We start from the raw sequence: 22,634 nt of genomic DNA, 5'->3' as shown, positions 1-22,634 counted from the left end.
GCCTACAGCGAGAGCCCGCGGATCTCGACGCCGTCGCCCTCCTCGACGCGGCCGATCACCCGGCCGTCCGTCTCGTCGGCCAACGACTCGGCGGCGTCCTCGGGAAGCGCGGCGACGAAGCCCGTCCCCATGTTGAACGTTCGGTGCATCTCCGCCTCGGAGACGTTGCCCCGCTCCTGAACGTACTCGAAGACTGGCTGGGCCGGAAAGGGGTCGTCGACGACGTAGCGGTGTTCGCCGAGCCGTTCGAGGTTGGTCCACCCGCCGCCGGTGACGTGGGCGGCCCCGCGAACCCCGTGGGAACGCATCGGTTCGAGCAGGTCGGCGTAGATCCGGGTCGGCTCCAGGAGGATCTCGCCGACGCTTCGGTCGTCGTCGGAGCCGGGGAACGGGTCGTCGTACCCGCCCTCGCGGGTCGCGGCCTTCCTGGCGAGCGTCAGCCCGTTCGAGTGGATTCCGCTCGATGCCCAGCCCACGAGCGCGTCGCCGGGCTCGGCTCGCCCCTCGAAGACCGCGTCCTTCGGGGCTAGCCCCGCACACGTACCCGCCAGGTCGAGCCCCGAGATCACCTCGGGCATCACCGCCGTCTCGCCGCCGACGAGTTCGACGCCGGCCGCCGAGGCGCCCGCGGAGAGTCCCTCACCGATCTGCTCGGCGTCCGTCTCGTCGGGCGCCTCGACCGCGAGGTAGTCGACGAACGCGACCGGTCCGATCCCCGCCGCGACGAGGTCGTTCGCGTTCATCGCGATGCAGTCGATGCCGATCGTCGAGTAATCCTCTAGAGCCTCCGCGACCAGTAGTTTGGTGCCGACGCCGTCGGTCGCCAGCGCGAGATACCGATCGCCGATGTCGAGCAACCCCGCGTAGTCGCCCGCCGACTCCCCGACGGCCGAGACCAGCGCCGCGGTCGCCGCCTCGCTGTCGGCGATGTCGACCCCTGCGTCCGAATACGTGAGTTCGTCTCCGTCCTCGGTCATGGCCGAGTGCGCGCGCGGTGCGGGCAAAAGCCCACCGTTTCGGCCGTCCGACAGGCGTTTCGGTCCCCGATCCCTACTCGCCACTATGGGACGCCGCACGCTCGCCGTCCTGATCGGGCTGTTCGTGCTGGCGGGCTATCTCGTCGCCGCCTCCCTGGGCTATCTGCTGCTCGCCACGATCGTCGCCGGCCGGCCCGATCCGGCCGTGCTGGTCACGGCGTTGGTCCTCGGAACCGTCCTTTCGGGTTATTTCAGTTACCGCTTCGGCACCGTCGGACTGCTGCGGAGCCTCGACGCCCGGGCGCTCCCGCGCGGGCGGGCCCCGGGGATCCACCGCCGCGTCGATCGGCTCGTCGAGCGCATGGACCTCGATCGGCCCGACCTGCTCGTGGCGTCGCTCGGCGCGCCGAACGCCCTCGCACTGGGTAGCTCCCGACGCGGTGCGCTCGTCCTCGACGTCTGGCTCTTTCAGCTGCTCGACGGCAACGAACTGACCGGGATCCTCGCTCACGAACTTGCCCACCTCGAGAACGACGACGGTCTCGTCAGGGCGATGGTCTACGCCACGGTACAGACCCTCGTGGGCGTCGCGCTGGTCGTCGCAGCCCCGGTCGCGCTCGCGCTGACCGGCATCGGCCGCGGGCTCGTCTGGATCACCGGCCGGCCCGACAACCTCGCGCTGCGGATTCGTGCGGCGATCGGCGCGGTGGTCGGCCTCGGGGTGTTCCTGGTGACGGCGTTCGCCCGCTCTCGCTCGCGTCGTCGTGAGTTCGCGGCCGACGACCGTGCGGCCGAGGTGACCGGCGACCCGCTCGCGCTCGCGCGGGCGTTGCGAAAGATCGAGCGCGCGTCGATGCCCCGAATCGGTCCGTTCCGGATTCCCGTCGAGCGCGACGAACACCCCCTCGAACGCATCCTCTCGACCCACCCGCCGACCGACGAGCGCGTCGAGCGACTGGCCGAGCGGGCGAAGGGTCGGCGGGTGCCGGTCGAGCGAGGAGACGACCGACGATCGCCGGCTCCCGCCCGAAACCGTTGACGGCGTTCGTCCGTTCGCCGAAAGACGGGAGGCGCGAACGGTCCGCCGAGCGCGAGGCTGGCGCGGACTCGGCCCTCGTGGCTGATTCGCGCCGAAAGGACTTTGATGTGTCATATGGTAACACTACATATGGTGGCGAAATGCACGCTCTGTCGACGTGCGATCCCGGAGCGATCGCTACGCCACTGGTGTGAGTGTGGGTGGTGTATGGATCCCAACTGTAAGCGGAACCACGAGTCGTTCTGTCCGGCCCACGGTAGCGACCGCTGGATCGGGACGTTCGAGTTCTGATCCGGCGGCCGCCGCTTCTCGTCCGGCTCCCACTACGCCTGTAGAGTCGTGAGCACCTCTCGTCCATCGTACGGGGATTCCCGCTCAGAACAGGAACACGGAGGCCGCTCCGAGCGCGAGCGCGACGCTGACGCCGAACGCCGCGAGGAAGACCGGTAGGCTCCAGGAGAGCACCGTCTTCCCGTCGAGGGGGCCGAACGGGATCATGTTGAACGCCGCGAGCAGCAGGTTGATACCGACGCCGTAGAGCCCCAATCGGGCGAGAAAGCCGCCGCCGAGCAGCAGCGGCACGAACGCGACGGCGAGAACGAGGTTCGTGACGGGTCCGGCGAGCGCGATCAGCCCGTTCTCGCGTTTCGTGATCCGCCCGCGGTGGTGGACCGCGCCGGGCGCGGCGAAGATGAAACCCGCCATCGCGCTGACGATCGCGATGAAGAGCATGCCGTAGTCGGCCTTGAACGCCGCGCGCTGGCCGAAGCGGACGGCGACGACCTTGTGTGCGATCTCGTGGAGCAGGAAGCCGACGCCGGCGGTGAGCATGCTGATGAAGAGTAGCGGAAGGAACGCGCCTCGGGCAACGCCCTCGGCGCCGCCCGCGAAGAACAGCGCGAAGGCGACGCCGAGGGCGAGCCACGCGAGCAGGAGGTCGCGGAGCTCTCCGCCGCTGAAGCGGATCGAGCCGACGGTGACGACGCTCATCAGACCAGCCCCCAGATGAGCTCGGCGCTGTTGCGTGCGCCCGCGAGCATTCGATCCGCGACGGCACCGACGCCACCGATGTCCGCAGCGAGCCACGGCAGCACGACGACCGGGAACAGCAGCGTCGCGATGATGCTGCCGACGTTCGTCGCCGCGACCACCGCGATCAGCCGGAAGAGGGGTACCTCGAGCATCCGCCCGAACAGCTCCGTGATCGGGCTCTCCTCGTCGGCGATGATCTCGTTGAGCCGGCCGATGTCGGCGACGTTCACCGAGATGTGACGCAGCTCGACGTAGCCCGCGAACCAGCCCGGCGCGAGCAGCGGGTTGACGCTGGTCATCCAGGCGATCGCCCCGCCGACGCCCGCGCTCGACCAGTGGGCGCCTGCGACCTTCGCCAACGTGAACGCGAAGACCCCGTTGAAGAGGAACCACGCCGCGAACAACCGGAGGAGAAAGCCGTCACGAACTCCGGCCATCGCGAGCAGGAAGAAGAAGGCGAGAAAGCCGAAGGCGATCAGATAGCCGATCAGTTTGTACCACGAGAAGCGTCCTTCTCGGGCGGTGCCGACGAGCGACTCCATCGGGGGGAGCCGCTCGGGCTCCTCGAGGTAGCGTTCGATCCCCTCGCGGTGGCCCGCGCCGACGACCGCGAGCACGTCGTGGCCGCGCTCGCGAAGCGCGAGGAGTTCGTGAGCGATGTAGGCGTCGCGCTCATCGATCAGCGCCTCCGCGCCGCCCGGGGAGAAGCGGCGGAACTCGGCCATCATCGCGGTGACGACGTCGGCGTCCGTGAGCTCCTCCACGTCGAGGGGTTCCTCGTCCGTGCCCCCGATGCCGAAGACGCCGAGGAAGAGCCCGCCGACCAGCTTCAGCTTCTCGAGCAGCGTCATCCGCGCCCAGAAGCGCTGCATCGTCGTCTGGATCTCGCGGTCGACGAGCGCGACGCCCAGCCCGAGCGATTCGGCGGTCTCGACGGCCGCGCGCATGTCCGCGCCGGGTTCGATGTCGAAGCGCTCGCCCAGGCGCGTCTGGACGTACGAGAGCATCCAGTAGGCGAGGAACTGGAAGACGGTGTTGCCACGCAACAGATCCCCGGCGTCGAGGTCATCGGGAAGCTCGCCCTTCAGCTGTCGGTAGCGTCCCTCGTCGAGTTCGACCGCGACGACGTCCGGACGATCGGTCTCGATGGCCTCCTCGACCTCGGTGACGCTGTCGGCGGAGACGTGGGCGGTCCCCAGGAGCCGAACCGAGCCCTCCCGCTCGCGCTGCATCGACGCCGGACGGTCACTCATCACCGGCCTTTGTTCGCCACGTGGTTTAGCCGTGTCGAAGCGATCGACTGTCCGTCCAACCGGAGAGAAACGCACGTTCATGTGGGTCCGGGAGAACGTACCGACCGAGCCATGGTCTCACCAGGGGAGCTGCGATTGGTTGACAGTTTGACGGAGGACGGCACGGAGTTCGAGCCCGAGATAGCCGAGAGCGGCGCGGTCAGTTATCCCGAGGCGGCGCGGCTCCTCGACGACGCCGACGGCGATCCGGCCGACGTCCTCGAGCGGTTCGCCGCCCGCGGCGTACTGGCCAACGAGTTCGTCTCGAAGGTGTACGTCTGTCCGGAGTGTTCCGCGGAGGGGATGCAGTACACCACCGTCTGTCCGGCATGCGAGGCCGCACACGCCGTCGAGAGGACGGTCGTCGAGCACGTCTGCGGCTACGTGGGCACCGAGCAGGAGTTCGAGGCGGACGGCCGCAGCCGCTGTCCGAACTGCGAGGAGCGCCTCCAGCCGGAGAACGTGACCGAGGCGGACCGTTACGTCTGCGAGGAGTGTACGGAGGTGTTCGATACGCCCGACCACCGGCTCTGGTGTCGGGACTGTCTCTACATGTTCCCGCCCGACGAGACGATCGAACGGGTGCTGTATCGGTACGCTCTCACGGCCGACGGCGAGCGCTGGCTCGACCGACAGCGGACCGCCCGGGAGACGATCGCGGAGAGCCTCGAGGAGCGGAGCTTCGAGACCGAAATCGATGCGACCGTCGACGACGGGACCGGCAATCCGGTTCCGGTCCACGTCCTCGCGGAGGACGACCTGATGGGCGATCGGCGTCTGGTGGCGATCCACGAGACGCCGAGCACCGAGCGCATCGATTCGTTCTGCGCGTTCGCGGAGTCCGTCGACGCGCATCCGATCGTCGTCACGACCTCGGGTACCGTCGAGGAGGGCGTCGCGGCGCGCGCGGAGACCTCGGAGGTGACGCTGCTCTCCTTCCGCGAGGGCGGCACGCTCGAGGCGGACTACGACGTCGTCGAGAACGTACCGGATCAGCGGGGGTTCTTCCGACGAATCACCGCCGCCGTCGACGTCCCCGCCTGGAAGGGCCAGTAGGTCAGTCGCCGTTCTCGCCGGCGAGCGCCTCCTCGCGCAGGCGTTCCGCCTCCTCGCTCTCGACCGTCAACTCGGGAACCGTCGTCGGCGTGCGGTCCTCGTCGATCGCAACGTAGACGAAGTACGACTCGGTGGTCTGTTCGTGCTCGCCGGTCCGGAGGTCCTCGCGGAACGTCTGGAGCCGGACGCGGACGCTCGTCTCGCCGGCCTCGTAGACGTACGCTCGGATCAGCGCGACGTCCCCGACCTGGATCGGCCGCTCGAAGTTCACCTGGTTGATCCGGGCGGTGACGCAGGTCTCGCCGGCGAACCGCATGGCCGACATGGCGCCCACCTCGTCCATCCAGTGGAGCACGTTCCCACCGTGGGCGGTGTCGAGGCTGTTTGCGTGGTTCGGCTGGACCATCTCGCGGTTCTCGATGCGGGTCTTCAGCAGCTCCATGCCCACGATTCGCGGCTGGGGGAGAGAAAGCTGGCGGATCCGGTCGCCGCCACGGTCGCCAGTCCACGTCATCGTCCCCGTGGACCGCGCGAGCGCTCACGACCGATCGGGAGCGAACCCTTATCGGCCGAGCGGTGCTACCGGAGGACATGAGCCTGAACGTGGAGATGCCCGAACCGCCCGAACTGCGCGAGATCGATCCCGCGGAGTACGACGACGCCGAGGTGGTGGGCGACACCGACTACCGGCGCGACGAGCTCGAGGGGTTTCTCCGCGACGGCGCCTGGGATCAGGCGTGGGACGAGTGGGCAGCACACACCGACGTCGACGAGGAGGAGTTCGCGATCGTCCGGGACCTCGAGCTGATCCGGCGTTTCGACTTCTTCTGGGACGCGTTCGCCGAGCGCGTGGGCTATCACGCCCCCGGGCTTCCGGAGGACTGGAAGGAGCGGGACCTCCACCCCGAACTCGACAGCTGGAGCACCGTCTCCTCGATCAACGCCGGAATGACCGAACTCGGCCAGATCGTCTGCGACGTCCTGAAGGACGAGTACATCGACTGGGAGTCCGACTACGAACCGCCCGACGATCTCCCGGACTTCTCGTAGTGCTCGCGGCCGATCGGGCGCCGGGGTCCCCGGTTCGGTTCACTCCCGTCCGACCGCGAGGTTACGGACCGTCTCACCGCGGTCGGGACATCGACCGCGGTGGTCGGAGCTGACGGTTCTCGACTGACAGACCGTACGTTCGTAGGACGATTCGGATGGATCGTACGGATCCCGTCCCGTGATAGTCGGCGTTCGGAACGTAATCCTTGTCCCGATACGGAGGGTATGATTTCATAGCATACAGGACTCAGCGAGCGACCAGCAGGAACGTCTCCGGACGTTCGTCCGCCCGCTCGATCGAGAACCCCGCCGTCCGGAGCTGGTCGCGGGCGGTCGCGAGGTCGTAACGCTCGTCGGTCGGCGGGCCGTCCTCGCCGGTCCCGGCGGCCGACCAGTCCGCGACGACGAATCGACCGCCCGACCGGAGGACGCGCCGGACCTCCGCGAGCGCGTCGGGGCTCTGGAACTCGTGATAGGTCATCGTCGTCATCGCAGCGTCGAAGGCGCCGTCCGGAAGCGGGAGGGCGGCGACGTCCGCCGTGACGAGCGTGACGTTCCCCGGCACCCCCTTCTCGCGATAGCGCTCGTGCATCTCCGCCTGGAGGTCGACGGCGTGGATACGCCTCGCGAAGGGCGCGACGTCGTCGGTGTAGAAGCCGGTGCCGCTGCCCAGATCGACGACCTGCTCGTCACCCCGCAGGTCGAGGGTGGAGAGCAGCTCCTCTCGCGAGAGGTAGCGATAGCGCGAGGGCTCCTCGAGACCGGGAGCACGCTCGACCGGATAGGTGTGAAATCCCATGGGACGACTACGCGTGCGGACCGCTTAGCTGGTCCGGACTCGAACGCGGGATAGCGAAGCCGAACTGCTCGGATCGCGGAAGATTGACGCTCGTCGGCGGTCCGTAAGCGGTAGCCATGCCGTCCTCGGTCGAGAAGCGATTGCGGCGGCTCGGACGGCAGATCGACGTCTACCGCCGGCGCGTGGACGGCTGGCCGTGTAACGGTTGGATCTCGGGGGAGGGGGACGCCCTCCGGTATGACGTTTGTGCCTGCGGGACTCGATCGGGAGCCTACGCCCGAGGACTATCTGAAGGCCTCGCCCGTATCCCCCTCCCGACCGCCGCGAGCGACGCTCCGGGACGCGACCGCGACCGCTCGAGACGGCATGCGAACGGGTCGACGAGCGCGGTCACTTCCGATCGGAGGAAATCGTTCGCGGGTGGAGCACTCGGTACCGCCCTCCATCGAGGCTACGGGTTCGAACGGGTCTGCGTCGGCACGACCGGTCGAGGGCGATCCATGCGACGAGGACGTCTACGTCCTCACCGGATGAGACGGCGACCGAGCGCACGCACGATCGCACCCGGCCGGACCCGTGCCGGCGCGATCCCGAGCGCCCGTGAGAGGGCGTCGGGTTCGACGAACGGACCCAGTCGGGCGACGGTGACTCCCTCGAACGTGACGTCGACCGACAGTCCCGAGTCGCGCGCCCGTGTTCCCGCCGTCGCGAACTCCGTCGGTAGCGCGTCGAGCGCTCGCAGCGTCCGCCGCCCCGCGGCGACGGTCGGCACGGCGACCGTCAGATGGTTGTCCACACCGGAGACCGTGATCTCCTCTCCGTCGACGGTAAGCCGGAGGTCCGCCTCGACGGCGAGCGACCGTGACATTCGGTTACTCGTTCTCGCGGGTGGTGATGCGGAGGGTTCCGTCGACCCGCCAGTGGGCGTGGTCGGCGTCGTCGCCGGTCTTGCTCGGCACGTCGACCTCCATCTCCTCGAACTCGTAGGTGATCTCGGCGCCACGGCCGGTCAGTCGATCGTACAGTCCGATCGCGAGGTCGGGCCACGTCTCCGTCTCCTCGATCCGTTCGCTCGCCTCGTCGTTAGTACCCATGATGCGTTCGGGAGTAGGACGGGCGTGACCTCATTGTTAGGTCCTATCCGATCCGTTGATACGAGGGTGGATCTTTTTGCGTGCTCCGGGCGATGATCTCCCATGTACGAACGCCGTGCCATCGACGAGGTCGAGCCCCGGGAGATCGACGGCATCGAGCCGAGGCTGCGGGCGATCGGCTACGAGCTTCGACCGAAGGAGATGCGCCCCGGCGTCTGGGAGTACGAGGAGGGCGAGTCGAACAACCGCCACCGCCACGAGCAACAGGAGGAGCTCTACGTCGTCCTCTCGGGGCACTTCGAGATGGAGGTCGAGGAGGACCGTCTCGACCTCGAGACCGGCGACGTGGTCGTAGTGGAACCCGACGCCTGGCGCCGACTCACCGCTCGTGAGGAGTCCCGAATTCTGGTGATCGGTGCGCCGAACGTCAAGGACGACGGCGTCGTCGAGGACGAACGGTAGCTCTCGAAGACGACGAGTAGTCGATCTTCGAGTTTCGGTAAGGGAATATACCAGATCATCCAGATCTCTTTCCCTGGATTTTTCGCCGTGTCGTCCCCTCTCTCGCCGTTCGAAGTCGCTACGGTTATCTGCATGGGGTCCGTCGTCACGATCATGTTGACACGTACCGAACTCAGAACGCCACGGCAGCGCGGTTGCGAACGCTGCGAGCGACGGGAGGTATGGAACGAGCGAAACGGCAGCTGGCGGATCGACGTCGAGGACGACGACCGAAAGGTCGGCAACCCTCACTGCATCCACGAGTGGGACATCGACGGCACCTTCAGCCCGTTCGAGTGACGCGATGCCGACGGTCTACGTCACCGCTCCCAACGAGGTAGCCCCGTCGCTCGCCCGCATCCTCGTCGAGGAACGCCTCGCCGCCTGCGTCAACCGGGTCCCCTGTCGCTCCACGTACCGCTGGGACGGCGAGGTGATCGACGACGACGAGGAGATCCTGCTCGCGAAGACGACCGACGAGCGCTACCCCGACCTCGTCGAGCGCGTCGAGGCCGAACACCCCTACGACGTCCCCTGTATCGAGCGCTTCGAGGAGGACGACGTCCTCCCGGCGTTCGCCGACTGGATCGAGGAGTCGACCGACGGTTAGCGGTTGAACGTCCGTACACGAGAGACCGCACGACCGGATGGATCGATCCACAGGACGGTTTCCGTGACGGCTCCTATGAGCTACGAACGGATCGCCGAGAGCGCCTCGAGGGCGCCCTCCGAGTAGGAACGTTCGGTGATCTCGTCGGCGCTCGTCCGGGCGAGTTCGTCCGCGTTCGCGACCGCGAACGAGCGTCCGACGACCGCGAACGTCGAAACGTCGTTCTCCGAGTCGCCGATCGCGGCGAACTCCTCGGGGTCCCGATCGAGGACCGTACAGATCGCGCGCAGTCCCTCGCCCTTCGTGATCGCCGGGTCCTTGACGTGGTAGGCGTAGCCGGTGTCGACCACCTCGAGGCCGTAGTCCTCGGCGAGCGCCTCCAGGGGTGCAAGCGGCGACGCGCGGTCGACGGCGACCTCGGTCTCGCGCCAGCGGTTCACGAGGTCGGTCTCCCCCCAGCCGAGGTCGTAGCCGGCCTCGCGGTACTCCTCGCTGACCGCGCGGGCGGCGCGGGCGTCGCCGGTGATCCGCACTTCCTCGTCGACGAGCACGATCCCCCCGTTCTCGGCGATCACCAGCGCGGGAATCCCGACGAACTGACAGAGCGCCACCGGGTAGGGGAACGCCTTGCCGGTCGCGATCACGACCGGCTCGGGCCACTCGCGCAGCTCCTCGAAGAGGCGTGGATCGATCGCGCTCGATCCGTCCCCCCGGGTGATCGTGCCGTCGATGTCGACGACGATCGGCGGAACCATGTCCTCCGGTTCGCCCGCAGACGAATAGGCCCCCCGGTTCCGGGGCCGGTTGGATCAATAGTTATGTATCTCGAATCTGTTGGGACGGGCGATGGCACGAAATACGATCATGGGACTGGTCGGACTGCTCTCGGCCGCCCTGTTGGTGACGGCCGCGATCGGCACCTACCGGCTGTTCTCGTATCTGGCCGCCCTGCTCATTCTCGGAACGATCGCTACAGCGTCGATCGAGACGAACGAGCGTGAATGGTCGCTCGCGCCGTACACCGGCATGATCGCCGGGCTGACGGCGGTGTTCCTGATCGGGCTCACTGGAATCTGGCTGCTCTGGGACCCGAACGCGGCGGAGATCACCTACGACTCCTACGTACTGGGCGTTCCGGTGTCGACGTTCGTCTACTTCCTGTTCCTCTGGCTGCTGCCGCCGGTGGGGGCGATCTACTACTCGCTGATCTTCGATCGGATCGGGAGCGAGGAGATCGTCGACAGCATTCTCGAGGACGCCCGCGAGGCTCAGCAGGGTGCGAACCTGCCGCTGACGCCCGAACGGGTCGAGCGAACCACGGACATGGAGGTGGAGGCCGATGATTGAGACGCTACTTCCCCTCCAGGAGGGGGGGATCCCGGTCGCGGACGACCCGGTCATCCTCGCGTTCGGGTCGATCTACCTGCTGATCGTCGTCCTGATCGGCGTCTGGGGCTACCTCCAGACCAACTCGACCGACGACTTCCTTATCACCGGGAAGAGCGTCGGGACGTGGGTACTAGCAATGACAGCCTTCTCCGTGATCCAGTCGGGCTTCGGCTTCGTCGGTGGGCCCGAGCTCGTCTTCGAGTTCGGCACCACCGCGCTGTGGATCTTCTTCACCGCGCCGCTCGGCTTCCTGATCACGTGGGTCGTGCTCGCGAAACGGATGCGCGTACTCGCGGACATTCGCCACACGCTGACGCTCGCGGACGGCATGTACGTCCGCTACGAGAGCGACTGGGTGCGCGGGCTGACCGGTCTCGCGGTCGCGGTCGGCGTGATCGCGTACCTCGCGACCAACCTCGCGGCGCTGCAGTTCGTCATGCGGGCGATCTTCGGCATCCCCGTCATCTGGGGGCTATTCGGCGGCGCGTTCATTCTGCTGCTCTACAGCGTGCTCGGCGGGATGATCGCCGGCGTCTGGACCGACTTCATCCAGGCGATCACGATGATCATTGGCGCGGTGTTCGTCTTCGCCTACGCGCTGTCGTTCGGCGGCGGCATGGAGGGGATCTCGCGGAACCTCGCGACCGCCGACCCGACCCTGATCTCGCCGTTCGGCGGACTCGGAACCCCGACCGCGGCGATCTTCGTCGCCATCGGTTGGTGGATCCTCTTCTCGATCGGCACGGCCGGCCAGCCCCACCTGATCACGAAGTTCTACATGAGCCGTAACCTGACGATCCTGAAGTGGGGCGCGCCGATCGCCGCGTTCTCCTACGCGATCTCGAGCCTGATCGCCTTCTCCGCGGGGCTCTCGATGCGCGCCCAGGTCGAGGCCGGCGCGATCGAGCAGACCTTCAGCGCGAGCGAGGTCGGACCGGTGTTCGTCCTCGAGTTCACCCCCAGCATCGTCGCCGCACTGATCCTCGCGGCACTGCTCGCGGCGATCATGTCGACGAGCGACTCGTTCCTCAACATCGGCGCGGCGGCGATCTCGCGTGACATCCCGCGGGCGATGGGCAGGCCTATCACGGACGACAAGACGGAGCTGCGGGTCACCCAGGGTGCACTCACCGGCCTCACGCTGCTCTCGACCGGCGTCGTCTACTACTCCGAGACGCTCGTGGGCATCCTCGGGACGATCGGTTGGGGCTTCTTCGCCGCCGCGTTCGTTCCGATCGCCGTCCTCGGGCTGAACTGGAAGGGTGCGACCAAGGAGGGCGCGATCGCCGCCATCGTCGGCGGACTCGTCGTCAACATCCTCTACAGCGCCGTTCCGATGGCCGCCGAGGTCGCGGGCTTCGGCGGGTTCGCGGCGGGCGTCCTCGCGCTCTACCCCTTCAGTGAGGGGTTCCCCGTCGGAACGGTCGCGTTGCTCGTGGCGATGATCCTGTTCATCGGCGTTTCGATCGCCACGCAGGATCGTGCCGGCAACGAACTCCCCGCCGACCTCCACGCTCTCCTCGAACGATGAGCGAGCAGCGACTCGGGCGCCTCACCGAGTGGTTTCGGCGGCGCCCGAGCTCGCTCGAGTTCTGGGAGGTGTTCGTCACGAGCGATCGGCTGCTCTGGTGTTTCGTCGGCGAGACGTTCTCCTCGGCGCTCCTGCGTGCCGACATGGGCGAGCGCGACCGGGCGGCGCTCGGCGACCAGACGCTCGAGGAGGCCGCCGCGTACGATCCGAAGAACTTCTCGGTCCCGCTCTCGACGCTCGAGGGCGTTCGGCTGGTCCGTGGAACGCGCTTTCGGCGCGCGCGAGTCGAGATCGAGTGGGTCGACGAGGACGGCGAGCCAACCTCGATGACGCTCCACAACACGAAGGCCGGCGCCGATCAACGCGAACTGTTCGAACGGCTCGCCGAGGAGCCCGCGCTCGAGGACGTCTCGGTCGGAATCGATCCCCCCTCCTCGATGTTCCGCCGATCCTGAGACGTTCGCCGGTCCGTGCTCAGTGCTCGCCGTCGAACAGCCGCCTGAACACGCGCGTGGGAAACCGGGTCTCGAGCCGGCTCGGCGGCCGACCGATCCCCTCCGAGTTCCGGGTGACTCGGCGGATGATTCCCGCCTCGGAGAGTTCGTAGAGGACCCGCTTCACGGTCGTTGCCGAGAGGTCGACGCTCCCGCCGGCGGCGATCGCGTCGGCCGCGCTTCCCACGGAGTCGCGCTGGTCGTCCTCGAGGTCGATCAGCGCCCGCAGCACCCGCCTTCGGTTCTCCGGAAGCGCGAGCACGCGCCCGAGCGAGACGCAGGGACGGGGGACCGCCGCCATCCCCTCGTCCACGTCGTCCGGGAGGACGCTCCCGTGGCCCGCGAGGAGCGCGGCGTCCGCGGCGCCGAACGTCGCCGCGAGCGCGTCGTGGGCGTCGCCGTCGGCCCACTCGGCGAGTTCGCGAACCTGCTCGTGGGTCAGCGCGTGTCGGGCCAGCCCCGAGGAGACCCGGCCGGTCAGGACGTCGACCAATGCGTGGTGACGGTACGTGGCGAACTCGAGCGTTCGGACGTCGGGCGCGACGTCGTCGGGGTGCTCGCGTCCGATGCAGAGCCACGACAGCGACGGTAGCGGCGAGAACAGCGCCGCAACGTCGGTCGCCTCGTGGGTCTCGGGTTCGCAGACGTGATCGACCGCCACCATTACGCTGCGGTCGTACGCGCGGAGCTCCTCCCGGAGCCGCTCGCGCAACTGGGCGGTGCCGAGTCCCTGTTCGGGCACCGACTCGTCGCTCAGCGCGTCCAACACCGCGTGGTGAAGCCCGAAATCGCTGTTCGCGCCGCGCGCGTCGACGTAGACGAACTCGGCGGGCGAGGCCGTTCCGCCGCGGGTGGTGGTGAAGATCGCGGAGCGGCCCGTCCCGGTCATCTCGGTCAGCTGTGAGAAGAGCGCGGAGACGACCGCCGACTTGCCCGATCCCTTCGGACCGTATACGTAGCCGTTCGAGGGCAGTACCCCCTCGAACGCCGGTTCGACGTGATCGAGCAGGCGTTCGAGCGCCGGCCCGCGGCCGATCGGCTCATCGAGGTGGACGACCGGGTTCAGTGCGTCGTAGTCGTGGACGAGCCGCGGCGCGTGGTCGGTCCGTTGGCGTCTGGCGATGCGTTCTCTGAGGTTCATCGGTCGGAAACGGGGGGACGTTCGGATCGTCACGGGAACCGGACGTCCGGTTCGCCGCATCGTCGAGCGACGCGAATCAGAGACCGAGCGTCGGCACCCACACCGACTGCGGGAGCACGCCCAGGATCGTGAGGATCGCGATGACGAACGTGCTCACCGCGATAGAGGCCGCCGGCGGGTCGAAGTGCGTATCGGAGTGGGCGTAGAAGACGCGCTGGATCACCTCGCCCGCGAGCGCGCCGAAGATCCCGAACGCGGCGCCCACCAGCAGCGGAACGAGGCCGAGCGTCGGCTCGGCGCCGCTCGCGAACACGGCCAATGCGGCAGTGCTCGCCGGCAGCGAGATGTGGTGGGTGACCGGGATCTTCTCGACCCCACAGTTCAGAAACAGCAGGCTGGCCGCGCTGATGCCGAACGCGAGGAAGGCGCTACCGGTCGCGAGCCCGATGTACGCGCCGACCAGTCCGACGACGAGCCCGATCATCAGGACCCCGCTCCAGCGGTACTGGTGTGGGAGCCACGGCTCGACGACGAACCGTCCGAGGGGTTCGGTCGTCCCGCCGTCGGTCGCGTGGTCAGTCATGACGCGCCGTTCCTCGGCCTCGAACGGCTCCATGTTCAACAGCCCCTCCTTCGCGGGGCCGATCAGCGGGTAACCGAAGACGACTCGGTGGGCGACCGCCGAGACCGCGACGGTCATCGCGATCGGGTCCCACGGCATCGCGAGTTCGGCGAAGGCGAAGAAGACCAGGTAGCCGAAGATGCCGAACGCGCCGCCGACGGCGAGCACGTCGGGTTTGGTGCCGTGGGCGTAGAGGATGTTCTTCGCCTCGTGGAAGTCGAAGCCGGTGTCCATGTAGCCCCGCTTCGCGGCGTAGGCCGCCGCGGCCGCGCCGCCCGCGAAGCTCACGTGCGGGCCGAACATCGGCCCGAAGGCGATCAGGCCCGTGATGGCGTCGAACTCGCCGTCGACGTAGGCGGCCGTCTCGCCGGCGATCACCATGAATCCGGTGAAGATGAACGCCGGCAGCGCGCCGAGGGCAGCGCCGAACGCGCCGCCCGCGAAGGCGGCGATGACGTTGACCAGCAGCGTGCTCACGTCGACCATCGATCACTCACCACCGTCGCGGGCCCAGTCCTTCGACCGTTCGACCGCCTCGCCCCAGCGGGCGTAGCGCCTGTCGACGTCTTCGGCGTCACCCTCCGACTCGAACTCCCGATCGATCTGCCAGTTGTCACGAAGCTCGTCGATCGTCTCCCAGTAGCCGACCGCGAGCCCCGCGGCGTACGCCGAGCCGAGCGCGGTCGTCTCGTCCACCTCGGGACGGAGGATCGTCGTGTCGATGATGTTCGCCTGGAGCTGACAGAGGAAGTTGTTCTTCACCGCGCCGCCGTCGACGCGGAGATCGCCGAGCTCGATGCCCGAATCGGCCTCCATCGCCTCCGCGACGTCGCGGGTCTGGAAGGCGATCGACTCCAGGGTCGCCCGGACGACGTGTTCCTTGCGGGTGCCGCGGGTCATGCCGAGGACGGTACCGCGGGCACGCTGGTCCCAGTGGGGCGCGCCCAGCCCCGTGAACGCCGGGACCACGTAGACGCCGTCGGTCGAGTCGACGCTGCGAGCGAGCTCGGCGGTCTGGGCGGCGTCGTCGATGAGATCGATGTCCTCGAGCCACTCGATCGCCGCGCCGGTGATGAAGATCGCGCCCTCGAGCGCGTAGTTGACCGGCTCGCCCGAGCGCTGGAAGCCGACCGTCGTGAGCAGGCCGTGTTCGCTCTCGACGGCCTCGTTGCCCGTGTTCATCAGGAAGAACGACCCGGTCCCGTAGGTGTTCTTCGCGTCGCCCTCGTCGAAGCAGGTCTGGCCGAACAGCGCGGCCTGCTGGTCGCCGAGCGCCCCCGCGACGGGTACCTCGCTTCCGAGGAAGCCGTCGGGGTCGGTGGAGCCGTAGTGGTCGTCGTCGCTCGACGGCCGTACCTCCGGCAGCATCGCCATGGGCACCGAGAACTCCTCGCAGAGCTCCTCGTCCCACGCCATCTCGTGGATGTCGAACAGCATGGTCCGCGAGGCGTTGGTGACGTCGGTGATGTGGTTGCCGGTGAGCTTGTAGATCAGCCACGTGTCGATCGTGCCGAAGAGGATCTCGCCGTCCTCGGAGCGGTCGCGCACGTCCTCCGGTCGCGAGCGCTGGAGCTTGATCGGATCGGCGTTGTCGAGGAGCCACTCGGCCTTCGTCGCCGAGAAGTAGGCGTCGGCCTCGAGGCCGGTCTTCGAGCGGATCCAGTCCACCTTGTCCTCGCTCTCGAGTCGTTCGACGCGGTCGGTCGTCCGGCGGTCCTGCCAGACGATGGCGTTGTGGATCGGTCTGTCGGACTCGACGTCCCACAGCAGCGTCGTCTCGCGCTGGTTGGTGACGCCGATCGCCGCGAGCTGGTCGGGCCCGAGGTCTGCGTTCGAGAGCGCCTTCTGGATCACCGACTTGGTGTTCTCCCAGATCTCGGCAGGGTCGTGTTCGACCCAGCCGGGCTCCGGGTAGATCTGTTCGTGTTTCTCGTACGCGTTGGCAACGACCTGTCCGCTGTGGTCGAACACCATGAACCGCGTACCGGTCGTCCCCTGATCGATCGCACCGACGTATCGTTCTGACATGTGCGTTCATCCCTACGGTCGCCCGTCGGTTCTTTACCGATAGCACCGTATTGCTGGTAAACAATACGGACGTCCATTATAAAGATTGCCACCGTCGCCGAGGGCGCGAATCGGATCCCCCGCGTGCGCGTCGCTCGCGGGATCGCCCGCTCGACGGTGACGTCGACGGCTTCATCTCACCGTCGAGTGGCTAGTAGTTTACTACCGTCGACGGGTGATGGGTAAAGTGAAGTAGTCCGCGACCAGAGTCGAACCAGTCGATGACACACACACCGACCGCCCTCGTGATCGGGGGCGGGTCGACGGGCTGTGGTATCGCCCGGGACCTCGCCATGCGGGGAGTAGAGGTGACCCTCGTCGAACAGGGTAACCTGACGCACGGGACGACGGGACGGATGCACGGACTGTTGCACAGCGGCGGCCGGTACGCCGTCTCCGACCAGGCGAGCGCGCGCGAGTGCATCGAGGAGAACCGCGTACTACGGGAGATCGCCGGCCACTGCGTCGAGATGACCGGCGGGCTGTTCGTCCAACTCGAGGACGACCCCGACGAGTACTTCCAACGGAAACTCGAGGGCTGTCGCGAGTGCGACATCCCCGCGGAGGTCCTCTCCGCCGAGGAGGCTCGTGAGCGCGAGCCCTACCTCACCCGCGAGGTCAAGCGCGCCATCGCGGTTCCCGACGGTGCGGTCGATCCGTTCCGACTCTGTGTCGCGAACGCCGCCGACGCCGAGGAACACGGCGCGCGAATCGAGACCCACGCGCCGGTCACCGACGTCCTCGTCGAGGACGGCGAGGTCGTCGGATGCGAGGTCGAACACGAGTCAGGGCCGGGAAAGCGCGTCCACCGGGAATCGGGGACGACCGAGGAGATCCGCGCCGACCACGTGATCAACGCGACCGGCGCGTGGGCCGGGCGAGTGGGCGAGATGGCCGGCGTCGACGTCGAGGTCCGTCCCTCGAAGGGCGTGATGGTGATCATGAACGTCCGGCAGGTCGACACGGTGGTGAACCGCTGTCGGAAGAAGGGCGACGCCGACATCATCGTCCCCCACGAGACGACCGCCATCCTCGGCACCACCGACGTCGAGGTCGACGACCCCGAGGACTACCCCGAGGAGCGCTGGGAGGTCGACATGATGATCGAGGAGCTCTCGGGGCTGGTGCCGATCCTCGCCGACGCGCGGACGATTCGCTCCTTCTGGGGCGTCCGGCCGCTGTACGAGCCGCCGGGGACCGGCACGACGGACCCGACCGACATCACGCGCGACTTCTTCCTGCTGGACCACGACGAGCGCGATTCGTTGCCCGGCATGACCAGCATCGTCGGCGGGAAGTTCACCACCTACCGGCTGATGGCCGAGAAGATCTCGAACCACGTCTGTGAGAAGCTCGACGTCACCGCCGACTGTCGAACCGCGGAGGAGCCGCTGCCCGGCAGCGAGGACTTCTCGGTGCTCCGGGACTACATGGACGAGTTCGGGCTCCGATCCCCGATCGGCCGACGGAGCGTCCAGCGGCTCGGATCGCGGGCCGACGAGGTGCTTAAAACTACGGATCCGAACCCGGTGATCTGTGACTGCGAGGCGGTCACGCGCGCGGAGATCCAGGACGCGATCAAGGGTGCCGGCTCGGACCTCAACGCCGTGCGGATCAGGACGCGCGCATCGATGGGCAACTGCCAGGGCGGCTTCTGCTGTCACCGGATGGCGAGCGAGCTCCACCCGGAGTACGACGAGCCGACCGTCAGCGCCGCGTGGGACGAACTCGTCCAGGAGCGCTGGAAGGGCGAGCGCCACGCGCTGTGGGGCGAGGGGCTCTCGCAGGCCGCGCTGAACTACCAGCTCCACGGAACGACGATGAGCCTCGACCGCGAACCCGATGTGTCGGAGTTCGAGGCGTTCGATTCGGGGGCGGAGACGGCGACGGACGGCGGTGAGCGAACCCACGGTGAGCGCGAGCGAGACGAGCGCGATCCACATCGGACCGTCTCGCGGTCCGAGGATGGTTCGCGATCCTCGTCGGATCCTCGATCCGACGGTGGACGGACGAGGAGAGGTCGGAATGGCGATTGAGGACGACGTGCTCGTGATCGGCGGCGGGCTCGCGGGCGCGACCGCCGCGATCGCCGCCGCCCGCGGCGGGGCGGCGGTTCGGCTGGTGACCTACAAGGAGAACACCCTGCGCAACGCCAGCGGGCTGATCGACGTGCTGGGTTACCACGGGAGCGACGAGCCCATCGCGGAGCCGTTCGAGGCGATCCCCGACCTCCCCGACGAACACCCCTACCGAAAGGTCGGCGTCGACGCGGTCCGCGAGTCCCTTGCCCTGTTCGACGAGATCACCGAGGACTTCTACGAGGGGAGCCACACCGAGACGAACGCGCTCTCGCCGACCTACGGCGGGCGGGTCAAGCCGACGAGCAGGTATCCCGCGAGTGCGGCGGCGGGACTCGCGAGCAGGCTCGAGGAGACGCTGCTCGTCGGATTCGAGACGGTCACGACCTTCGACGCGCCGCTCGCGGCCGAACGGCTCGACTCGTCGGTGCCCTTCGACGTACGCGGCGTCACGATCCCGTTTCCGGGAGACTACCGGGCCGACGCCCGGATCACCCGGCTAGCGGGGGCACTCGACGCCGACGACGTCCTCGATCGCCAACGTCGAATCGGAACCCGCGAGGTCCTCGCGGCGCGGGTCGCCGAACACCTCGGGAACGCCGAGCGCGTGGGATTTCCCGCGATCCTCGGCGATCACGAGCCCCGCGAAGTGCGGGAGAGCCTCGAATCGGAACTCGGCGTTCCGGTCTTCGAGGTGCCGATGGGGCCGCCGAGCCTGCCGGGGATGCGCCTCGAGGACCGACTCGAACGGGCACTCGACGAGGAGGGCGTGCGCGTCGAGGCGGGCAACCCGGTCGTCGGCTACGACGAGGACGACGGCCGGATCACCGCGGCGTACGTGGACCGTGGACGCAGACGGGTCCCCTATCACGCCGAGCAGGTCGTGTTGGCGACCGGCGGCCTCGTCGGCAAGGGGATCGACTCCGATCGCGAGGGCGTTACCGAACCCGTCTTCGACTGTCACGTTCCCCAGTCCGAGGACCGCTACGAGTGGTTTCACGACGAGGTCTTCGACGACCAGCCCTACGCCCGGTTCGGCGTACGGGTCGACGAGGACCTCCGGCCGCTCAGTTCGAATGGAAAGCCGGAGTTCGCGAACCTCCGGGCGACGGGCGCGGTGCTGGGCGATTACGACTTGGCGCGCGAGAAATCGGGAAGCGGCGTCTCGCTTTCGACCGGACTGGTCGCCGGCCGAAGAGCGAGCGAGGATCTACAACACAATGAGTGACGCAGAGACATCCGACGAGTTCGAACCGGTAGAAGTGTTCCCCGAGGCCGAGTCCGGGGGGATGGACCTCCGGAGCGGGGCCGACGACTGTTACAAGTGCTCGACCTGCGACAGCGAGTGTCCGGTCGCGGCCGTCGACGACGACTTTCCCGGCCCGAAGTTCCAGGGACCCGAACAGTGGCGCCTCAAGCGCAAGGGTGACCAGGACATCGACGACTCGGTGATGAACTGCTCGAACTGCATGCGCTGTGACTCGGCGTGTCCCTCGGACGTGCCGCTCAGCCAGATGCACAACACCGCGCGGGGCACGTTCGTCGAGAATCGGATGGAGAAGTTCTCGCGCGAGTACGTCCGGAACCGGATCCTCTCGAACTACGGGACGCTCGCGTGGTTCGGCTCGAAGGCTCCTCGATTGGCGAACGCCGTGATGAGTAGTTCGGTAGTCCAGACGATAAACGAGAAGGTCATGGGAATCACCGCCGAGCGGGAGTTCCCCGAGTTCGCCGAGCAGACCTTTCGAGCGTGGTGGGAAGAGCGGGGCGGCGCACGGGTCCAGAGCGACGAGAAGCGCGTCGCGTACTTCCACGGCTGCTACTCGAACTACAACACGCCCGAGGTCGGCAAGGCGATGGTCCGCGTCTTCGAGGAGTTCGGCTACGAGGTGATGGTCCCGCCCCAGAAGTGTTCGGGGACGCCGATGTTCGCGAACGGGATGCTACCCGACGCGCGGCGCGCCGCCGAGACCAACGTCGCGGAGCTTTCCACAGCGATCGAGGACGGCGCCGACGTCATCGCCTCCTGCACGTCGTGTTCGCTCTCCCTGCGCCAGGAGTATCCCGAACTGTTCGACTTGGAGGGCATCGAGGACGTCTCGGCACACACCTACGAGGCGCTCGAGTACCTGCGGATCCACGAGGACCTCTCGGGTGCGCTCGCCGAGAGCGAGGTCGATTCTCGAAAATTCGCCTACCACGCGCCGTGTCACGCGCGCAACCAGGGGCTCGCGGGCCAGGCGCTCGAACTGCTCGAGGGCGTCGAGGGCGCGGAGGCGGAGGACGTCGGCGACTCCTGCTCGGGGATCTCCGGCACCTACGGCTGGAAGACCGAGAAGTACGACACCTCGATGAAGATCGGCGCGGAGATGTTCCACCACATGGAGGACGCCGAACCCGACGCGGGCATGACCGAGTGTCCGACGTGTGCGATGCAGATGGAACACGGCACCGGCTACGAGATCCGCCATCCCCTCCAGGTCGTCGAGGACGCGCTACTCGGGTAGCTCACTCGCGCTCGTCCCACCAGTCGAGCCACGCGAACAGCGGGCCCGACAGCCCCTCGGAACTGATCCTGACGGTGCCGTTGAACCGCACGGTCGCCCGGGGTTTCTCACCGAACTCGGTCGGGACGTCCACCGTGAGGTCCTCGGCGGTGAGTTCGATCGTCTCGTCGCGCGCGAGGTTCCGATCGATCACCGAGTCGGCCGCGTCGAACCAGGTGGTCTCCTCTCGCTCCGTATCGGCGTCTCCCATACCGTAGCTACGGAGCCGAAGGCTACTGTAGTTTCGGCGTCCGAAGTCAGACGGCGGTGTCCTCGGTGTAGTCGAGCGACCCGCCGAACCGGTCGAAGGCGAGGATGACGCCGACCCCGACGACCGCGGCGAGGACGATCGCGACGAGCAGGCCCGTCGTCAGCGTCCCGGTGGCGGCGGCGGCCTCCTCGACGGGGAGGCGAAGCGCTCCGACCATCAGCCCGACGAGGAAGCCGAGCGTCGCCATCCGGTTTCGCTCGAGCGCGCGCTTCACCACCCGAGCCATCGTCAGCAGGCCGACGGACGCGCCCGCGAGGAAGACGACGACGGGGATTCCCGGGGTGACGGCGGCGTCGACGCTTCCGCCGCTCGGGATCGCGACGAGCGCGTCGGTGAACTCGGTGAGCGCCCCGAGCATGTACTGGTACTGCCCGAGGATGTAGAGGAAGGCGGCGCCGGAGATCCCCGGCAGTACCATGGCGGAGATGGCGATCGCACCCGCGAGGAAGACGAGCGCGAGGCTCGCACTTCCGCCGGACTCGGCCGCGCCGCTGACGAGAAACGCGAGGACGCCACCGCCGAGCAGGGCGGCGATCCGCCCGGGCGTGTCGACCCTGATCGCCCGGTAGATCACCACGGCGCTCGCGGCGATCAGGCCGAAGAAGAAGCCGTTCAGCACGGCGGGATAGGCCTCGAACGCGGCGTGGATGACTCGCGACATCAGCACGAAGGCGGTACCGATACCGGCACCCAGCGCGAGGAGAAAGGGCACGTCCATCGCCAGCAGGTCCTCGCGGAGTCGGGCCCGTCCGTCCACGCTTCCCACCTCCGGCAGCCCGGCGAGCACGCGCGGGTCGATCGCGGCGATGGCGGCGATCAGCCGGTCGTAGATGCCGGTGATCAGCGCGATCGTCCCTCCCGAGACGCCGGGGACGATGTCGGCGGCGCCCATACAGACTCCCTTCAGATAGATCACGACCCACTCTCTCATCGACTCGCCGTTTCGGACGGAGGGGGAAAACCGTTCTCTCTGACGACGACCCGCGCCGCAGTTCGTGACGGAGTGTCTTCCCCACGAGCGACGCGACCGACGTCGACGCCGTCC

Annotated in this window: 27 protein-coding genes; 13 read left to right on the top strand and 14 right to left on the bottom strand. The window is 67.8% G+C overall.

Annotated features, from left to right (window positions below; translation table 11 throughout):
* Window positions 1–2 precede the first annotated feature (2 nt).
* Window positions 3–977, bottom strand: a complete 975-nt coding sequence (purM, locus tag V0Z78_RS11465; protein WP_336344766.1) for a phosphoribosylformylglycinamidine cyclo-ligase — start codon at window positions 975–977, stop codon at window positions 3–5.
* 85 nt (window positions 978–1,062) lie between these two features.
* Between purM and V0Z78_RS11460 the strand changes: the two genes are divergently transcribed.
* Both V0Z78_RS11460 and V0Z78_RS11455 read left to right on the top strand, forming a co-directional pair.
* A complete protein-coding gene (locus tag V0Z78_RS11460) occupies window positions 1,063–2,016 on the top strand; it encodes a M48 family metallopeptidase (RefSeq protein ID WP_336344765.1) in 954 nt (317 codons plus the stop codon).
* 129 nt (window positions 2,017–2,145) lie between these two features.
* Complete coding sequence (locus tag V0Z78_RS11455) at window positions 2,146–2,307, top strand: hypothetical protein (protein WP_336344764.1); 162 nt, start codon at window positions 2,146–2,148, stop codon at window positions 2,305–2,307.
* Between the two features lie 84 nt (window positions 2,308–2,391).
* Here V0Z78_RS11455 and V0Z78_RS11450 read toward each other — a convergent pair whose 3' ends face one another.
* The gene (locus V0Z78_RS11450) at window positions 2,392–3,006 is read right to left on the bottom strand and encodes a zinc metalloprotease (RefSeq protein ID WP_336344763.1); all 615 of its coding nucleotides are present in this window, start codon (window positions 3,004–3,006) and stop codon (window positions 2,392–2,394) included.
* A complete protein-coding gene (locus V0Z78_RS11445; RefSeq protein ID WP_336344762.1) occupies window positions 3,006–4,301 on the bottom strand; it encodes a TraB/GumN family protein in 1,296 nt (431 codons plus the stop codon). Before V0Z78_RS11445 ends, V0Z78_RS11450 begins: the two co-directional genes overlap by 1 nt.
* A gap of 111 nt (window positions 4,302–4,412) precedes the next feature.
* Between V0Z78_RS11445 and V0Z78_RS11440 the strand changes: the two genes are divergently transcribed.
* Window positions 4,413–5,396 (top strand): TackOD1 domain-containing metal-binding protein, encoded by a 984-nt coding sequence (locus V0Z78_RS11440; RefSeq protein ID WP_336344761.1) that lies wholly within the window; start codon window positions 4,413–4,415, stop codon window positions 5,394–5,396.
* 1 nt (window position 5,397) lies between these two features.
* Here V0Z78_RS11440 and V0Z78_RS11435 read toward each other — a convergent pair whose 3' ends face one another.
* Window positions 5,398–5,838, bottom strand: coding sequence for an acyl-CoA thioesterase (locus V0Z78_RS11435; RefSeq protein WP_336345183.1), 441 nt, complete (start codon window positions 5,836–5,838; stop codon window positions 5,398–5,400).
* Window positions 5,839–5,987: 149 nt separating this feature from the next.
* Between V0Z78_RS11435 and V0Z78_RS11430 the strand changes: the two genes are divergently transcribed.
* On the top strand, window positions 5,988–6,446 hold the full coding sequence (locus V0Z78_RS11430; RefSeq protein WP_336344760.1) for a hypothetical protein: 459 nt from the start codon (window positions 5,988–5,990) through the stop codon (window positions 6,444–6,446).
* A gap of 39 nt (window positions 6,447–6,485) precedes the next feature.
* On the opposite strand, the gene V0Z78_RS19220 is transcribed toward V0Z78_RS11430, so the two are convergent.
* The 4 genes from V0Z78_RS19220 to V0Z78_RS11415 all read right to left on the bottom strand — a co-directional run bounded on the left by V0Z78_RS19220 (window position 6,486) and on the right by V0Z78_RS11415 (window position 8,339).
* Window positions 6,486–6,629: a DUF7129 domain-containing putative zinc-binding protein gene (locus V0Z78_RS19220; protein ID WP_457852010.1), complete on the bottom strand. Its 144-nt coding sequence runs from the start codon at window positions 6,627–6,629 to the stop codon at window positions 6,486–6,488.
* A gap of 64 nt (window positions 6,630–6,693) precedes the next feature.
* A complete protein-coding gene (locus V0Z78_RS11425) occupies window positions 6,694–7,245 on the bottom strand; it encodes a class I SAM-dependent methyltransferase (RefSeq protein WP_336344759.1) in 552 nt (183 codons plus the stop codon).
* A gap of 523 nt (window positions 7,246–7,768) precedes the next feature.
* Window positions 7,769–8,113, bottom strand: a complete 345-nt coding sequence (locus tag V0Z78_RS11420; protein ID WP_336344758.1) for a hypothetical protein — start codon at window positions 8,111–8,113, stop codon at window positions 7,769–7,771.
* A gap of 4 nt (window positions 8,114–8,117) precedes the next feature.
* On the bottom strand, window positions 8,118–8,339 hold the full coding sequence (locus V0Z78_RS11415) for a hypothetical protein (protein ID WP_336344757.1): 222 nt from the start codon (window positions 8,337–8,339) through the stop codon (window positions 8,118–8,120).
* Between the two features lie 102 nt (window positions 8,340–8,441).
* Here V0Z78_RS11415 and V0Z78_RS11410 point away from each other — a divergent pair, with 102 nt between their 5' ends.
* The 3 genes from V0Z78_RS11410 (at window position 8,442) to cutA (ending at window position 9,450) form a co-directional block, all read left to right on the top strand.
* The gene (locus V0Z78_RS11410; RefSeq protein WP_336344756.1) at window positions 8,442–8,801 is read left to right on the top strand and encodes a cupin domain-containing protein; all 360 of its coding nucleotides are present in this window, start codon (window positions 8,442–8,444) and stop codon (window positions 8,799–8,801) included.
* A 153-nt stretch (window positions 8,802–8,954) separates the two neighbouring features.
* Entirely contained in the window at window positions 8,955–9,140 is a 186-nt protein-coding gene (locus V0Z78_RS11405) for an HEWD family protein (RefSeq protein WP_336344755.1), read from the top strand.
* Window positions 9,141–9,144: 4 nt separating this feature from the next.
* Window positions 9,145–9,450 (top strand): divalent-cation tolerance protein CutA, encoded by a 306-nt coding sequence (cutA, locus tag V0Z78_RS11400; protein ID WP_336344754.1) that lies wholly within the window; start codon window positions 9,145–9,147, stop codon window positions 9,448–9,450.
* An 80-nt stretch (window positions 9,451–9,530) separates the two neighbouring features.
* Here the strand turns inward: cutA and V0Z78_RS11395 are convergent, their stop codons facing one another.
* Window positions 9,531–10,205, bottom strand: a complete 675-nt coding sequence (locus V0Z78_RS11395; RefSeq protein ID WP_336344753.1) for a phosphoglycolate phosphatase — start codon at window positions 10,203–10,205, stop codon at window positions 9,531–9,533.
* 91 nt (window positions 10,206–10,296) lie between these two features.
* Between V0Z78_RS11395 and V0Z78_RS11390 the strand changes: the two genes are divergently transcribed.
* The 3 genes from V0Z78_RS11390 to V0Z78_RS11380 are packed head-to-tail and all read left to right on the top strand — an operon-like array spanning window position 10,297 to window position 12,825.
* The gene (locus V0Z78_RS11390) at window positions 10,297–10,797 is read left to right on the top strand and encodes a hypothetical protein (protein ID WP_336344752.1); all 501 of its coding nucleotides are present in this window, start codon (window positions 10,297–10,299) and stop codon (window positions 10,795–10,797) included.
* Window positions 10,790–12,370 (top strand): sodium/proline symporter, encoded by a 1,581-nt coding sequence (locus tag V0Z78_RS11385; protein WP_336344751.1) that lies wholly within the window; start codon window positions 10,790–10,792, stop codon window positions 12,368–12,370. The genes V0Z78_RS11390 and V0Z78_RS11385 overlap by 8 nt, the downstream gene beginning before the upstream one ends.
* Window positions 12,367–12,825: a hypothetical protein gene (locus tag V0Z78_RS11380; protein ID WP_336344750.1), complete on the top strand. Its 459-nt coding sequence runs from the start codon at window positions 12,367–12,369 to the stop codon at window positions 12,823–12,825. The genes V0Z78_RS11385 and V0Z78_RS11380 overlap by 4 nt, the downstream gene beginning before the upstream one ends.
* A 19-nt stretch (window positions 12,826–12,844) precedes the next feature.
* Here V0Z78_RS11380 and V0Z78_RS11375 read toward each other — a convergent pair whose 3' ends face one another.
* The 3 genes from V0Z78_RS11375 to glpK all read right to left on the bottom strand — a co-directional run bounded on the left by V0Z78_RS11375 (window position 12,845) and on the right by glpK (window position 16,655).
* Window positions 12,845–14,005 carry a Cdc6/Cdc18 family protein gene (locus tag V0Z78_RS11375; protein ID WP_336344749.1) on the bottom strand — a complete coding sequence of 387 codons (1,161 nt, stop codon included), beginning with the start codon at window positions 14,003–14,005 and terminating at the stop codon, window positions 12,845–12,847.
* Window positions 14,006–14,081: 76 nt separating this feature from the next.
* Complete coding sequence (locus tag V0Z78_RS11370) at window positions 14,082–15,113, bottom strand: hypothetical protein (RefSeq protein ID WP_336344748.1); 1,032 nt, start codon at window positions 15,111–15,113, stop codon at window positions 14,082–14,084.
* A gap of 3 nt (window positions 15,114–15,116) precedes the next feature.
* Window positions 15,117–16,655, bottom strand: a complete 1,539-nt coding sequence (gene glpK, locus V0Z78_RS11365) for a glycerol kinase GlpK (RefSeq protein ID WP_336344747.1) — start codon at window positions 16,653–16,655, stop codon at window positions 15,117–15,119.
* A 260-nt stretch (window positions 16,656–16,915) separates the two neighbouring features.
* Here glpK and glpA point away from each other — a divergent pair, with 260 nt between their 5' ends.
* Genes glpA through V0Z78_RS11350 form a run of 3 tightly spaced genes read left to right on the top strand, consistent with a single transcriptional unit; the run spans window position 16,916 to window position 21,279 of the window.
* Complete coding sequence (gene glpA / locus V0Z78_RS11360) at window positions 16,916–18,730, top strand: anaerobic glycerol-3-phosphate dehydrogenase subunit GlpA (RefSeq protein WP_336344746.1); 1,815 nt, start codon at window positions 16,916–16,918, stop codon at window positions 18,728–18,730.
* Window positions 18,720–20,000 carry a glycerol-3-phosphate dehydrogenase subunit GlpB gene (gene glpB, locus V0Z78_RS11355; protein WP_336344745.1) on the top strand — a complete coding sequence of 427 codons (1,281 nt, stop codon included), beginning with the start codon at window positions 18,720–18,722 and terminating at the stop codon, window positions 19,998–20,000. The genes glpA and glpB overlap by 11 nt, the downstream gene beginning before the upstream one ends.
* The gene (locus V0Z78_RS11350; RefSeq protein ID WP_336344744.1) at window positions 19,993–21,279 is read left to right on the top strand and encodes an anaerobic glycerol-3-phosphate dehydrogenase subunit C; all 1,287 of its coding nucleotides are present in this window, start codon (window positions 19,993–19,995) and stop codon (window positions 21,277–21,279) included. The genes glpB and V0Z78_RS11350 overlap by 8 nt, the downstream gene beginning before the upstream one ends.
* Window position 21,280: 1 nt before the next feature.
* Here the strand turns inward: V0Z78_RS11350 and V0Z78_RS11345 are convergent, their stop codons facing one another.
* Together V0Z78_RS11345 and V0Z78_RS11340 are read right to left on the bottom strand one after the other, a co-directional pair.
* Window positions 21,281–21,529 carry a hypothetical protein gene (locus V0Z78_RS11345; RefSeq protein WP_336344743.1) on the bottom strand — a complete coding sequence of 83 codons (249 nt, stop codon included), beginning with the start codon at window positions 21,527–21,529 and terminating at the stop codon, window positions 21,281–21,283.
* A 46-nt stretch (window positions 21,530–21,575) separates the two neighbouring features.
* On the bottom strand, window positions 21,576–22,520 hold the full coding sequence (locus V0Z78_RS11340; RefSeq protein ID WP_336344742.1) for a DUF368 domain-containing protein: 945 nt from the start codon (window positions 22,518–22,520) through the stop codon (window positions 21,576–21,578).
* Between the last annotated feature and the right edge of the window lie 114 nt (window positions 22,521–22,634).

Origin of the sequence: Halalkalicoccus sp. CG83, assembly GCF_037081715.1 — an archaeon.
In the GTDB taxonomy this organism is placed as follows: Archaea; Halobacteriota; Halobacteria; order Halobacteriales; family Halalkalicoccaceae; genus Halalkalicoccus; species Halalkalicoccus ordinarius.
This window is presented reverse-complemented; position numbering and strand designations above follow the sequence as displayed.